The 16,436-nt window shown below is 71.3% G+C and carries 1 protein-coding gene; it reads right to left on the reverse strand.

The window, feature by feature from the left end; translation table 11 throughout:
- Positions 1–25: 25 nt before the first annotated feature.
- Positions 26–16,432 carry a type I polyketide synthase gene (locus ACWEKR_RS19005; RefSeq protein ID WP_452355577.1) on the reverse strand — a complete coding sequence of 5,469 codons (16,407 nt, stop codon included), beginning with the start codon at positions 16,430–16,432 and terminating at the stop codon, positions 26–28.
- Positions 16,433–16,436 lie beyond the last annotated feature (4 nt).

Genomic DNA, 16,436 nt, shown 5'->3' on the forward strand with positions numbered 1-16,436 from the left:
CGGTGGGGCTCCTGATCGTGCAAGGTCAGCTGAGGTTGTCGATGAACTCGAAGAGTTCGTGATCGTCCGCGGTGTCGAGATGGTCGGCGTCGCCGCCCGGGTCGACCGCACGGGCGTCCCTGCCTTCGAGTTCACGCAGCAGGGCGGACAAGGTGGTCACCAGCGACGACCGGTCGGTGGCCGTCAGTTCCGCGGAGGCGACGCTGCGGCCAAGCGCTTCGACTTCGGCGGCGATCCGTTTCGCGGGGTCCTCCACCGGAGCGATCTCCTGACGCAGGTAACCGGCCAGCTCCCGCGGAGTCGGGTAGTCGAACATCGCGGTCGCGGGGACTTGCACGCCTGCGGCCGACTTCAACCGGTTGCGGAATTCCATGACACCGAGTGAGTCGAAGCCGATGTCGGTGAAGGGTTTGTCGGCGGCGATGGACTCGATGTCGCTTCCGAGCACCGCCGCGGCCTCGCCGCGCACCAACTCGAGAACGACGCGATCCTGCTCGGCGGTCGGCAGGCCCGCCAGGCGATGCACCGGTTCCGGCGATGCGTTGCCGCCGGTCTCGGCTCGGCGTCGGGTGGGTCCGGCCAGGTCACGCAGAATCGGACGAGGGTCGTGATCGGTGATCTCCGGGAGCGCGACCCGGGCCGCGACGAACGCCGCTCTGCCGCCGGACAGGGCGGCATCGAACAGGGCCATACCCTCTTCCTCGCCCAACGGCGGGAAACCCTCCCGCCGCAACCGGGCGAAGTCGGCGTCACCGAGCGTCCGCGTCATGCCGGTATGCGCCTGCCACGGGCCCCAGGCGATCGAGGTGGCGGGCAGGCCGTGCACGCGCCGGTGCTGGGCCAAGGCGTCGAGGAAGACGTTGGCCGCCGCGTAATTCGCCTGTCCCGCATTGCCGATCACACCCGCGATCGACGAATACAACACGAACATCGACAGATCCAGATCCCGCGTCGCCTCGTGCAGATTCCACGCCGCATCCACCTTCGGCCGCAACACCTCCGCGATCCGCTCCGCCGTCAGGTTCTCCAGGAGCGCGTCGGCCAGCACCCCGGCCGCGTGCACGACGCCGGTCAACGGATGCTCCGGTGGGATCGCCGCGAGCACCGCGTCCAACGAATCCCGCTCCGCCGCATCACAAGCGACCACGTCCACCTGCGCGCCGAGGGCGACGAGCTCGTCGCGCAACTCCGCGGCCCCGGGTGTGTCCGGGCCGCGTCTACTGGCCAGCACCAGCCTGCGCACCCCGTACTCGGTGACCAGATGCCGAGCCGCCAACGCACCCAAACCACCGGTACCGCCCGTGATCAACACCGTCCCCTCAGCACGCAACGGCGTCGGCACGGTCAGCACGTTCTTGCCGACATGCCGAGCCTGACTCATGAATCGCAACGCCTCGGGAAGATCCCGCACGTCCCATGCGGTGAGGGGAGACGCGGTGAACACACCTGCCTCGAATAGGTCGACTACGCGGGTCAAGATTTCGTGGAGCCGGTCGGGGTCCACATCCATGAGCATGAAACCGCTGTAGACGACTCCGGGGTGTTCGGCGGCTACCTGGGCGGGATCACGCCGATCCAGCATGCCCATCTCCACGAACCGGCCACCAGGGCCCAACAACCGCAGCGACGCGTCCACGAACTCACCCGCCAACGAATCCAACACCACATCCACACCACCGGCCAGCGCAGCGAACTTCCCCTCGAACTCCAACGACCGCGAATCACCGATCTCCTCATCACCAAAACCCAACCCCCGCAACACACCCCACTTCGGTCGACTCGCCGTCACCAACAACCGCGCACCCAACCACCGCCCCACCTGCACCGCGGCCAACCCCACCCCACCCGTCGCCGCATGCACCAACACCCGCTCCCCCGCACGCACCCCCGCCACATCCACCAACCCATAAAACGCCGTCGCGAACACCGCAGGCACCGCCGCCGCCTCCGCAAACGACCACCCCGCGGGAATCGGCACCACCAACCGGCAATCCGCCACCACCAACGACCCCACACCCGTCAAAAACCCGAAAACACGATCACCAGGCGCGAGCTCCGTCACCCCCGAACCGACCTCCACGACCACACCCGCACCCTCCACACCCAACACGGCGTCCGGGTCGGGATAGGTGCCGAGCGCCACGAGCACGTCCCGGAAGTTCAGGCCGACCGCCATCGTGCGCACCCGCACCTGCCCCGGAGCCAGTGGCGCCCAGGCGGCCGGAAGTTCACGCAGCTCGAAGTTGTCCGCGCTGAGCGTGCCTTTCCCGATCGGCGCGAGTCCCCATGCGCGGTGGTCGGCGGCGCGCAGTAGCTCCGCGCCGCGCAGGCCGGTGTGCCCGGCACGGTGCAGTCGCGGTGCGTGCGGGACTCCGCCGCGGACGGCGAGTTGCGGTTCGACCTGCAGCGTCAGCGCCGATTCGACGCTGTGGCGCAGGCGATCCCACTCGTCCACGTCGACAACGAGAAGCCGGTCCGGGTGTTCGCTCTGCGCGGTGCGCAGCAACCCCCACACTGCGGCCGCCGCCGGATCCACGGACTCTCCGGCGTGGACCGCCACCGCCCGCCGGGTCACCACGACGACGCGGCCGTCTCGTTCCAGCAACTCCCGCACGCGCGACGCCGTCGCGGTCACCACCGCGCGCACGGTCGCGGGCACCGCAACCCCGTCGACGTCGGTTTCGACCCGGGCCACCGTCACGTCCCGTCCCGTGACGTGCACGGTCTCGAGGTCACCGGCGACGCCCCAGACCCCGGGGTCGCCCGGTTCGACTGCGGGCAGCGCCGTCCAGTCGAGTCCGTAACCGACTGCCCGGTGCCGCACCGAGGCGAACGCGCCGATCGCGAGACTGCGCAGGCTCAGCGCCCCGATCTCGGCCACCGGCCGTCCCGAAGTGTCGGTGAGTGTCACCGCGATCCGGGTTTCTCCCGCCGCCGCGCCGGACACGGCGGCATGGACCCGCACCGTGGTGGCTCCGGCCGCATGCAATCCGACGTTCGTCCACGAGAAGGGCACAGTCACCGCACCGGCCACCGGCTCGGGCGCCAGCCCACCGACCAGAACGGAGTGCAGCGCCGCGTCCAGCAGCGCCGGATGCATGCCATACCCGCCGGCCTGGGTGCGGGCGGACTCGGGCAGGACGACCTCGGCGAAGACTTCGCCGTCGCCGCGCCACAGCGCGGTCAGCCCCCGGAACGCGGGGCCATACTCATAGCCGAGTTCCTCCAGATCCGCGTAGGCGCTCGTGAGTTCCCGCGCGGTCGCACCGGCCGGCGGCCAGCTCGCCGCCGCCGCGGCGGCCGACGCGCCATCCGCCCGCGTGGTCACCGTCGCAGTCACATGACGCACCCACGCGGCGTCGGCATCGGATTCCTCGCCGTCACGCGACCGCGAATACACCATGACCGCCCGCGCACCCGATTCCTCCGGCCCGCCTGCGACCACCCGCAACTCGACCGCACCCGCCGCGGGCACCGGCAGGGGCGCCTCGATCACCAGCTCCGACACCGCTGGGCAGGCCAGGACCATACCGACGTGCAGGACGAGTTCGACGAAAGCGGCGCCGGGGAACACGACCGCCCCGCCGACCGCGTGATCGGCCAGCCACGGATGATCCGCTGCGGACAATCGCCCGGTGAACACGACATCCGGCGAATCCGGCAACCGCACCAGAGCGCCCAGCAATGGATGACCCGCGTCGTCCAGACCCGAGTGCGAGATGTCCGCCACCCGGACCGGCGGCAACCAGAACCGCTGACGCTCGAAGGCGTACGTGGGCAACGTTACTCGCGCGATCGCACGGCCCGCGAACAGCGGCGTCCAGTCCACCGGCACACCTGCGGCGGCGGCCTGCGCCAGCGCGGTCACGAACCGATCCGGTTCGTCGGCCGAGCGCCGAGCCGCCGCGACCACGATCGACTCCGCCTCGGCCGCAGGCGCTTCGGCCAGACACTGCCGGACCATCGCCGCCAGCACGGCATCCGGGCCGACCTCCAGAAACCGGCGGACGCCGTCCTCGATCAGGGTCGCGATACCCGGAGCGAACCGGACACACCCGCGTACCTGCGCCACCCAGTAGTCCGGGTCGGTCACTTCGGCGTCGACCAGAACGCCCGACACGTTCGACACGATCGGGACGGACGGCGGGAGGTAGGTCAAAGTGCGTGCCACCTCTCGGAATTCGCCGAGCATCGGTTCCATCGCCGCCGAGTGGAACGCATGGCTCACCCGCAGCCGCGAGGTCCGCACGTTCGCCGTCGCCAGCCGATCGGCGATGGCGTCGATCGCGGTGGCCGCACCGGAGAACACTACCGATCCCGGCCCGTTCACCGCGGCGAGCGAAACCCGGTCGGCGAACTCGCCGAGCAGGTCCACCGCCCTGTCCTCGGGCATCGCCGCGGCCAGCATCGCGCCGTCGCCGGGCAGTGCGCCCATCAACCGACCGCGCGCCACCACCAGCGCGCACGCATCCGGCAGCGACCACACTCCGGCGAGGTACGCGGCGGTCAGTTCGCCGATCGAATGTCCGATGAGCACATCCGCAACGACGCCGAACGACTCCAGCAGCCGGAACAGCGCCACCTCGAACGCGAACAACGCGGGCTGGGTGAACTCGGTCCGATCCAGCAGCCAAGCGCCGTCCGGGTCGAAGACCAACTCCCGTAGCGACCGGCCGAGCAGCGGGTCGATATGGGCGCACAGCTCGTCGAAGGCCGTGGCGAACACACCGAATGTCGCGTACAGACCGGCGCCCATCCCGGCGCGCTGCGCGCCCTGACCGGTGAACAGGAACGCGGTGCGGCCGGTCGTGTTCGCCTTCGCCGCGATCACGCCCGAGCCACCGGCGGCCAATTCCGCCAGCCCCGAGAGCAGCTCGTCCCGGTCGTGTCCGACGACGACGCCACGCCACGGCAGCTGTGCCCGGGAGGTGATCAGCGCATGGGCGGTGTCCCACGGCGCGGCGTCGGAATGGTGAATCGACCACTGCCGTAGCCGCTCGGCCTGCGCCCGCAGGCCCGGCTCGGAGTCGGCCGACACCAGCCAGGGCACGACCGTCTCGAGGCGCGGCCCGGCAGCGGGCACGACCGGTGCCGGCGCGGGCGCCTCTTCCAGGATGGCGTGCGCGTTGGTGCCGCTGACCCCGAACGACGAGACGCCGGCGCGACGCACCCGGTCGCCGACCGGCCAGGGCTCCGGCTCGGTCAGCAACCGCACGTCGCCCGCCGACCAGTCCACGTGCGGGCTCGGCTCGTCCGCGTGCAGTGTCTTCGGCAGGGTCTCGTGCCGCAGCGCCTGCACCATCTTGATCACCCCACCGACACCCGCGGCGGCGATGGTGTGGCCGAGATTGGATTTGACCGACCCGATGAACAGCGGGCGACCGGCGCGGTCGCGCCCGTAAGCGTTGATCAGGGCCGTGGCCTCGATCGGATCGCCCAGCGTCGTCCCGGTGCCGTGCGCCTCCACCGCGTCCACGTCCGCGGGTGTGAGCCCCGCGTCGGCCAGCGCCGCCGCGATCACCCGCTCCTGGGACGGACCGTTCGGCGCGGTCAGGCCGTTGCTGGCGCCGTCCTGGTTGACCGCGCTACCGCGCACCAGAGCGAGAACGGGGTGCCCGAGGCGCCGGGCGTCGGACAACCGTTCGAGCACGAGCACCCCGACGCCCTCGGCGAATCCGACGCCGTCGGCGTCGGCGGAGAACGACTTACAGCGGCCGTCGGGCGCCAGGCCGCGCTGGCGGGCGAAGTCGACGTAGAGATACGGATCCGCGGCGACCGTCACACCGCTCGCCAGCGCCAGCGAGGTCTCTCCGTTGCGCAGCGCGCGGGTGGCCTGATGCAGGGCGACCAGCGACGACGAGCACGCGGTGTCCACGGTGACGGCGGGACCTTCGAAGCCGAAGACGTAGGCGACACGGCCGGAGATCACGCTGTGCGTGGTGCCGGTGAGACGGTAGCCCTCCAGGTCTCCGGTGATCCGGTCGCCGTAGCCGGATGAGCACGCTCCGGCGAACACGCCGGTATCGCTGCCGCGCAGAGCGACCGGGTCGATGCCTGCGTCTTCCAGCGCCTCCCAGGTCGCTTCCAGCAGCAAACGCTGCTGGGGATCCATGGCGGACGCCTCCCGGGGACCGATGCCGAAGAAGGCGGCATCGAAATCGCCTGCGTCGGAGAGGAAGCCGCCGCGCCGGGTGTAGGAGGTACCCGGTTTGTCGGGATCGGCGTCGAACAGTCGCGCCAGATCCCAGCCGCGGTCGGTGGGAAACTCTCCGCTGGCGTCCGTGCCGGCGGCCAGCAGTTCCCAGAGGCTCTCCGGTGAGGTGACTCCACCGGGGAAGCGGCAGCTCATGCCCACGATGGCGATCGGTTCATCGACCGCGCGGTGCCGGCGTGGCGCCTGTTCGGCGGGTTGCTCGGCGGCGGTCGGCGCTGCCAGAGTGCGCACCAACTTCGCCATAGCTGTGGCGGTCGGGTGGTCGAAGACCAGCGTCGAGGGCAGTTGCAGACCGGTGGCTTCGGACAGCCTGTTGCGGAATTCCATGACACCGAGTGAGTCGAACCCGATGTCGCGGAATGGTTTGTCCGCCGGGATCGACTCGGCGCTCGTATGCCCCAGCACAGCCGCCGCCTGGGCGCGGATGAGATCGAGGACGACGCGATCCTGTTCGGCAGCCGGACGACCCGCCAGCCGCGTGGCCAGTTCCGGTTGTCGCGCCGCGCCACCGGCGACCCGGCGGCGCGACGGCCGCACCAGATCACGTGTCAAAGCGCGGGGTGTCGTTTCCGCCAGTGCGTCGCGGTCGACGCGGACAGCCACGAACCCGGATGCGCCGCCCGCGAGTGCGGCGTCGAACAGGGCCATACCCTCCCGCTCGTCCAACGGCGGGAAACCCTCCCGCCGCAAACGGGCGATATCGGCATCACCCAGCGCATCCGTCATACCCGTGCTACGGCTCCACAGCCCCCAGGCGATCGAGGTCGCCGCCAGGCCGTTCACCCGCCGGTACTGCGCCAGCGCGTCCAGGAACATGTTCGCCGCCGCGTAATTCGCCTGCCCCGCATTGCCGATCACACCCGCGATCGACGAATACAACACGAACATCGACAGATCCAGATGCCGCGTCGCCTCGTGCAGATTCCACGCCGCATCCACCTTCGGCCGCAACACCTCCGCGATCCGCTCCGCCGTCAGACCGGTGAACAGGCCATCCGCCAGCACACCCGCGGCGTGGACGACGCCGGTCAACGGATGCTCGGCGGGAATCGCCGCGAGCGTCGTCTCGAGGGCGTCCCGGTCCGCCGCGTCACAGGCGACGACCTCCACGTGCGCGCCCAGAGCCGCGAGTTCGTCACGGAGTTCGGCCGCACCAGGCGTATCCGGGCCGCGTCTGCTCGCCAGCACCAATCTGCGCACCCCGTACTCGGTGACCAGATGCCGAGCCGCCAACGCACCCAAACCACCGGTACCGCCGGTGATCAACACCGTCCCCTCACGCCGCAGCGGCGCGGGCACAGTCAGCACGTTCTTGCCGACATGCCGAGCCTGACTCATGAAACGCAACGCCTCGGGCGCCTGCCGCAGATCCCATGCGGTGAGCGGGGACGGCGTCAGGATCCCGGCCTCGAACAGCTCCACGACCGTGGTCAGGATCTCCCGCAGCCGTTCCGGCGCCACCTCCAGCAGGACGAAGCTGTGGTACCGCACCTCGGGGTGTTCGGCGGCTACCTGGGCAGGATCACGCCGATCCAGCATGCCCATCTCCACGAACCGGCCACCAGGGCCCAACAACCGCAGCGACGCGTCCACGAACTCACCCGCCAACGAATCCAACACCACATCCACACCACCGGCCAGCGCAGCGAACTTCCCCTCGAACTCCAACGACCGCGAATCACCGATCTCCTCATCACCAAAACCCAACCCCCGCAACACACCCCACTTCGGTCGACTCGCCGTCACCAACAACCGCGCACCCAACCACCGCCCCACCTGCACCGCGGCCAACCCCACCCCACCCGTCGCCGCATGCACCAACACCCGCTCCCCCGCACGCACCCCCGCCACATCCACCAACCCATAAAACGCCGTCGCGAACACCGCAGGCACCGCCGCCGCCTCCGCAAACGACCACCCCGCGGGAATCGGCACCACCAACCGGCAATCCGCCACCACCAACGACCCCACACCCGTCAAGAACCCGAAAACCCGTTCACCCGGAACGAGGTTCCGCACTCCGGAACCCACCTCGACCACCACACCGGCGCCCTCCACACCCAGCACAGTGTCCGGATCGGGGTACATCCCCAATGCGATGAGGGCATCGCGGAAATTGAGACCGACCGCCCGCAGCGCCACCCGGACCTCGCCGGGGCCGAGCGGCCGCAACGCCTCCTTCGTATCGATCAGCGTCAGGTTGTCGCCGGTCAGCGAGCCCTTTCCGTGGTGGGTCAGCGCCCACGCCGCCGCCCGCGTCGCCACGCTCGCGTTCCCGACGTCGCCCGCCGCCCGGTGCAGGCGCGGAACGTGCGCGACACCACGGCGGACGGCGAACTGGGGTTCGGTGCTCGTGGTCATCGCGAGCGCGACGCTCTCTCGATATTCGGCCCAGTCGTCGACGTCGACGACGAGGATCCGATCCGGATGCTCGCTCTGGACGGTGCGCAGCAATCCCCACACCGCTCCCGCGGACGGATCCACCGATTCCCCCGGATGCACCGCCACGGCCCGGCGGGTGACCACGACGATGAGGTCTTCCCCGTCCAGCAGCCGCCGCACCCGCGTGGTCACCGCGGTCACCACATCGTGTGCCGATGCCGGCAGAGCGCGGTCCGGGGCTTCGTCGAGCCGGATCACCGTCGCCACCCGCCGCGCGACGCGCAGGGTCTCGCCGTCCTCGGCTGCGCTCCAGACTCCGGCGTCCGCGGCCTCGTCCTCCGGCACGGACGAAGCGACCCACTCCACCCGGTAGCCGAGTCCCTCGCTGGACGGCCGGGTTCGGCCGAGTGCCTCGACGGGGATCGGGCGCATGGTCAACGCGCCCACCTCGGCCACCGGCATATCCGCGGTATCGGTGAGGCGCACCGCGATCCGTGATCCCGCGGCCGTGGAGCCGGACATGGACGCGTGGACCCGCAGTGTGGTAGCTCCCGTCGCGAACAGCCTGACGTTCTCCCAGGAGAACGGCACCGCGACCGTCCCATCCGGCGCGTCGGAGACGAGCCCGCCGACCAGGACCGCGTGCAGCGCCGCGTCCAGCAACGCCGGATGCACCCCGAATTCGGCGGCACCGGCGCGCCCGGGCTCCGGCAGCGTCACTTCGGCGAAGACTTCGCCGTCACCGCGCCACAGAGCGGTCAGCCCCTGGAACACCGGACCGTATTCGTAGCCACGCTCGGCCAACTCCGCGTAGACAGCGGGGATGTCGACCGCGGCCACACCGTCTGGTGGGCGGACGGCCACGACCGAGGCCTCGGCCGCATCCGCTTCGGCGGTGATCGTCGCGGCCGCGTGCCGCACCCAGCGTGGCGCGTCCGCGCTTCGATCGTGCCCGGCGCGGCTTGCGGCCTCCCCCGTCCGTGAGTACACCGACACCCTGCGCGCGCCCGACTCGTCCGGGGCGGCGGCCACCACCCGCAGCTCGACGGTGCCCGACGACGGCACCACCAGAGGCGCCTCGAGCACCAGTTCCGACACCCGCGTGCACTCGACCACCGTGCCGACGTGCAGGACCAGCTCCACGAACGCCGTTCCGGGCAGCAACGCCACCCCCGCCACAGCGTGATCGGACAGCCACGGATACGCCGAACGCGACAGCCTGCCGGTGAACACCGCCTCGTCGCTGTCCGGCAACCGCACCATCGCCGCCAGCAAGGGATGCGCCGTCTCGTCCAGGCCGGACTGCCGGATATCCGGCGCACCGCCCGGCGCCAGCCAGTGCCGCCGGTGCTCGAACGCGTACCGCGGCAGGTCCACTCGGGTGGCGACGGGGGCCAATGCCCGCGCCGCCAGATCGACACCGGCACAGTGGGCACGCGCCAGCGCGAGCGAGAGTTGTCGCGGTCCACCGTGTTCACGTTTCAAGGTGCCCAGAACGGCCACCCGATCGGACGCACCCATGGCGTCCGACGTCACCTCGATCCCGACCGTGAGGACCGGATGTGGGCTGACCTCGATGAAAGCATTCACACCCGCTCGTTGCAGCGCTTCGACCGACTCGGCGAACCGGACGGGCTCGCGCAGGCCGCGATACCAGTAGGCGGCGTCCAGCAGCGCGGTGTCGACGTAGTCCGCGGTCACCGTCGAGAAGAACGGCACCGACCCGGATTGCGGCGCGACCGCGGCCAGCTCCACCAAGATGCGATCGCGGATGGACTCCACCGCGGCCGAATGCGACGCGTAGTCCACCGGAATCCGTCTCGCCCATACGCCGTCGGCCGCGCAGGCCGCGAGGAATTCGTCCACGGCCGAGATCTCCCCGGAGACCACGGTCTGACCCGGACCGTTCACCGCGGCCACGGACAAACGGTCGCCGAACCCGGTCAACCGATCCGTGACCGCGTCCGCCGCCAGACCGACCGACGCCATGCCGCCGGCTCCCGCCAGTTCCTCCGCCACGATCCGGGACCGCACGGCGACCACACGCGCACCGTCGGCGAGTGAAAGACCACCCGCGACCACGGCCGCCGCGATCTCACCCTGCGAATGTCCCACGACCGCGGCGGGTTCCACCCCACTCGCCCGCCACACTCGCGCCAGCGACACCAGCACCGCGAAGAGGGCGGGCTGCACCACGTCGACCCGGTCCAACGACGCCGCGCCCGGCTCCCCGCGCAGCACCGCGGTCAGCGACCAGTCCACGAACGGCGCCAGCGCCGCCTCGCATTCCGCGATCGACGCCGCGAAAACCTCGTGTGTGCCGAGCAGTTCGGCGCCCATCGCGGGCCACTGACTGCCTTGCCCCGGGAAGACGAACGCCACCCTGCGCGCCGCGGCCCGGCCCGTCACCATGGCGTCGCCGTCGGCGCTCACGGACCCGGCGAGCATCGCGAGCCCGGACCGCAGATCGTCGAGGTCGTGCCCGACGATCGCGGCGCGGAATTCCAGCTGCGCGCGGTGTCGCAGCAGGGTGTGCGCCACATCGTCGGCGTTGACGTCGTCTCGCGCGGTCAGCCATTCGGTGAGTCGAACGGCTTGGGCGCGCAGCGCTTCCTGGGTGCGCGCCGACACGGTCCACGTCCGGACGCCCCGATCGCCGGAATCCTCCGCGACACCGGCGCTTCCGGCTGGCAGCACCGACGGCGGCGCCTCCTCCAGGATCAGGTGCGCGTTGGTCCCGCTCATCCCGAACGACGAGACCCCGGCACGACGCACCCGGTCGCCGGCCGGCCAGGGCTCCGGCTCGCTCAGCAGCCGCACGGACCCCGCCGACCAGTCCACGTGCGGGCTCGGCGCATCGAGATGGATTGTCTTGGGCAGTATTCCGTGCCGCAACGCCTGCACCATCTTGATCACACCGCCGACACCCGCGGCCGCGACGGCATGACCGATATTCGATTTCACCGATCCGATCCGCAGCGGTTGCACGCGCTCGGCGCCGTAGGCCGCGATGAGCGCCTGCGCCTCGATCGGATCGCCCAGCGCGGTGCCGGTTCCGTGCGCCTCCACGGCGTCCACCTCGGCCGGCGTCAGCCCCGCATCGGCCAGCGCCGCCGCGATCACCCGCTCCTGGGACGGACCGTTCGGCGCGGTCAGGCCGTTGCTCGCACCGTCCTGGTTGATCGCGCTGCCGCGCACGACCGCCAGGACCCGGTGCCCGAGGCGGCGAGCGTCGGCGAGGCGCTCGACGACCAGCACGCCGACGCCCTCCGACCAGGTCACGCCGTCGGCCGCGGCGGAGAACGGCTTGCACCGCGCGTCCGCCGCCAACCCCCGCTGGCGCGCGAAGTCGACGAACAGCGCCGGACTCGCCGAGATGCTCACGCCACCGGCCAGCGCGAGGGAGGTCTCGCCCTGTCGCAGCGCCTGACACGCCAGATGCAGTGAGACCAGCGACGAGGAGCACGCGGTGTCGACCGTGACGGCGGGACCTTCCAGGCCGAAGGCGTAGGCGACGCGGCCGGAGATCACGCTGTGCGAGGTCCCGGTCAGCCGGAAACCTTCGTACTCCCCGGTCACGCCCTCCGCGTAGCCCGAGGCGCAGGCGCCGACGTACACGCCGGTGTCCGAACCGCGCAGCGCGGCGGGATCGAGGCCGGCGTCCTCCAGAGCTTCCCAGGCGACTTCCAGCATCAGCCGTTGCTGCGGATCCATCGCCGCCGCCTCGCGCGGCCCGATCCCGAAGAATCCGGCGTCGAATTCCGCGGCGTCGGAGAGGAATCCGCCTTCGCGGATGTAGACCGTGCCCGGCTGATCGGGATCGGGATGCAGCAGCCGCTCCAGGTCCCAGCCACGGTCTTCGGGGAACGGCGTGATCGCGTCGGTTCCGGAAGCGACGAGACGCCACAGATCCTCGGCCGATCCGACGCCGCCGGGGAAGCGGCAGCCGATCCCGACGATGGCGATCGGCTCGTCGGACCGGGTGCGGCGCACGGCGCGCGGCGCGGCGGGATCCACGCCTTCGAGCCGCGCGCGCACCAGCCGCGCCACCGCGGTGGGCGTCGGGTGGTCGAACATCAGCGTCGCGGGTAGTGCCAGCCCGGTGGCGGCGGAAAGCCGGTCGCGCAACTGGACTCCGCTCAGCGAGTCGAATCCGAACGCGGTGAACGGCAGGTCGGCGGGAACGGCCTCGGGCGACTCGTAGCCGAGTATCGCGGCGGTCTGCTCGGCGACGACCCGCCACACCAGCGCATCTCGTTCCGGCTCGGGCACGGCGAACAGCCGCGGCGCCAGCGGGCCTTCCACGGTGGCCCGTCTCCTGCGCACCGGAACGGGCGCGGACGCGGGTGCCGTGGACTCCGCCACCCGATCGACCATGCGCATTCCCATCGAGCTGACCGCGAGGACCGGGCCGCCGTCCTCGGACACGGCCGTCACTCGTAGGGTGTCCGCACCGATCAGTTCGACCCGCACCCTGGCTGCGGCGACTCCGGCGCGATACAGGCGAGCACCCCTGGCGGACAATGGCATCGGCGTCCGAAGGACTGCGTCGTCGGCGAGCAGATCCGTCGCGGCGTGCGTCAAGGCGTCGAGCAGCGCGGGATGGACGGCGAACCGTCCCGGGTCGCCCACCGACTCATCCAGCGACACCTCGGCGAACACCTCGCGACCGCGCCGCCAGGACGCCGTGACTCCCTGGAACGCCACGCCGTAGCCGAGCCCACGGCCGGCCAGCCGGTCGTACAGTTCTTCGGCGGCCACCGGCTCGGCCCCGGCAGGCGGCCACTCGGCGCCCGGCGGGGCGGAGGTCTCGTCGCGGACTGCGGCCAGCACGCCGTGCGCGCACCGGGACCAATCCGCAGCGGCGTCGTCGGTGGCGGGCCGCGCGTGGACGGTGAACGTCCGCCGACCGCTCTCGTCGGCCGCCGCGACGCGCACCTGGATCGCCCACGGCAGGGTAGCCGGGAGCGGCGCCTCGATCCGCAGGTCCTCGATCTCCGGAGCGCCCACCCGAGCGCCCACGCTCCAGGCGGCCTCGAGCCACACCGCCGCGGGCACCGCGGGAGCGCCGAAGACGAGATGATCCGCCAACCAGCGCTGGCTGTCCGGGGCCAGGAGCCCGGTGAACAGCCATTCGTCGCGCTCGGCCACCGGCACCGCCGCGCTCAGCATCGGATGATCCGGCGCGAGCAGCCCGGTGCGGCGCAGGTCCGCGGCGCCCGCGCCGACCTCCGGTGTCCAGCACCGGCGGCGTTGAAACGCGTAGACCGGCAGGTCGACTCGCGCGGCGAGCGGAGCCAGTTCCGCCCCCACCGCGTCGATGCCCGTGCAGTAGGCCCGGGCCGACGCCACGGCGAACTCGTCGGGTCCCCCGTGGCCGCGCCGCAGTGTGCCGCACACCGCCACCCGGTCGGCCGCGCCCAGCCCCCCGGCCACCAGTTCGATCGCCGAGGCGACCACCGGATGCGGGCTCGTCTCCACGAATGCCGTCATCTCCGCGCGCAGCAGCGCCTCGATCGACTCGGCGAAGCGCACCTGCTCGCGCAATCCGCGATACCAGTAGGCCGCGTCGAGTCCGGCCGTGTCCACGAACTCGGCCGTCACCGTCGAGAAGAACGGAATGGCAGCGGTTTTCGGCTGGATCGGCGCCAGGTCGGCCAGCACCCGGTCGCGAATGCGTTCCACCGCCGCCGAATGCGACGCGTAGTCCACCGGAATCTGTTTCGCCCAGATTCCCTCGGCTGCGCACTCGGCGAGGAATCGCTCGATCGCGTCGGCGTCCCCGGACACCACGGTCTGGCCGGGCGCGTTCACCGCCGCCACCGACAACCGGCCACCGAAGGCCGCCAGCCGGTCCGCGACCGCGTCGCCCGGCAAACCGACCGACGCCATGCCGCCCGAGCCCGCCAGCAGTTCCGCGACCGCGCGCGAGCGCAGGGCCACCACACGCGCCCCGTCCTCCAGCGACAAGCCACCGGCCACCACCGCCGCGGCGATCTCGCCCTGCGAATGCCCCACCACGGCGGACGGTCGCACACCGGCGGCCTGCCACCGCCGCGCCAGCGATACCAGCATCGCGAACAGCACCGGCTGCACCACATCCACGCGATCCAACGAGGCCGCTCCCGGCGTCCCGCGCAGCACCTCGGTCAGCGACCAGTCCACGAAGGGAGCCAGCGCCGCCTCGCATTCCGCGATCGAAGCCGCGAAGACCTCGTCGGACGCCAGCAGGCCGGCGCCCATGCCCACCCACTGGCTGCCCTGACCCGGGAACACGAACACCACCCGGCGCGCCGCGGCACGGCCGGACACCACCACGGGATCGCCGACGCCCGGATCGGACGCCTGCTCGGCCAGGGCGGTGAGCCCGACGCTCATCCGATCGGCGCCGGACCCCACCACCGCTGCCCGCCACTCCAGCGGCGTCCGGGTGTGCGCGAGCGAGTACGCCACGTCCGCGATACCGGCTTCCGGGTTCTCCGTCAGCCACTCTCGCAGACGAATGGCCTGTTCCCGCAACGCTTCCCGGCTCCGAGCCGACAGCACCCACACCGCGTGCCGGGGCTCGGCGGTCGCCGCTACGGCCGCCGCCGCGGGCGCCTCCTCGAGGATCACGTGCGCGTTCGTACCCCCCATCCCGAACGACGACACACCGGCTCGGCGCCGCGCGTCGCTCGTCCACGGCTGCGTGCTGGTCTGCACCCGTAGCCCGAGCTCCTCCAGCGGGATCCGGGGATTGGGGTTGCGGAAGTTCAAGCTGGGCGCCAGCTGCCGGTGCCGCAGGCACAGTGCGGTCTTGATCAACCCCGCGATTCCCGCGGCGCCTTCGAGATGCCCGATATTGGTCTTGACCGAACCCACGGCCAGCGGCCGACCCGCCGGACGTCCCGCGCCGTAGATCTCACCCAACGCCGCCGCCTCCACCGGGTCGCCCGCGGGCGTGCCGGTGCCGTGCAACTCCACGTACTGCACCGAGGGGCCGTCGACCCCGGCCGCCGTCAGGGCGGCCCCGAGGACGGCGGCCTGGGCAGCGGCGCTGGGGGCGCTCAGCACCTGCCGTTCGTTGCCGTTGTTGACGGCGCTGCCACGGATCACGGCGTAGATCCGGTGTCCCGCGGCGATCGCTCGCTCCACCGGCTCGAGCACGATCATGCCGCCGCCCTCGCCGCGGACCGTACCGTCGGCCCGGTCGTCGAAGGTGTGGCATCTCCCCGACGCCGAATGCGCGCCGAACTGTTCGTATCGTTCGCCGCTCAACGGGGACAGGATGAGATTCAGCCCGCCCGCCACGGCCACGTCGCACTCGCCGCCGCGGATCGCCGCGCAGGCCAGGTGCACCGCGACCAAGGAGGAGGACTGCCCGCTGTCGACCACCACGCTCGGCCCGGTGAACCCGTAGTAGTTCGAGATCCGGTTGGCGGTGACCCCTCGGCCGACGGCCCACAGCGAGTGCCTGCCGATGCCGGAAATGCCTTGTGCCGCCGTGATCTCGGCGAAATCGGTGCCGGTGCAACCCAGGAACACGCCCGCCCGCGAACCCGTCCCGAGTCCGAGACCGGCGTCCTCCAGAGCCTCCCAGCTGAGTTCGAGTCCGAGCAGCTGATGAGGGTCGAGGGCGTTCGCCTCGTTCGGGGGAACACCGAAGAATCCCGCGTCGTATTCGGTAGCCGAGTCGAGGAATCCCGCGGTCTCCTCGACTCCGGGCCGGTCGGCGGGCGCGAGCCCCACGGCGTCGCGGCCCTCGCGCAGCAGTCGCCAGAACTTCTCCAGGTCGGACGCGCCCGGCATGCGGCACGACATTCCGACGATAGCGATCTCACTCGCTGCTTCGACCATGGGA

The sequence above is a fragment of the Nocardia sp. NPDC004573 genome, assembly GCF_053602135.1.

Coding starts and splice junctions, on each gene's coding strand:
- ACWEKR_RS19005 (WP_452355577.1), bottom strand. CDS start 16,432: ATGGTCGAAGCAGCGAGTGAGATCGCTATCGTCGGAATGTCGTGCCGC.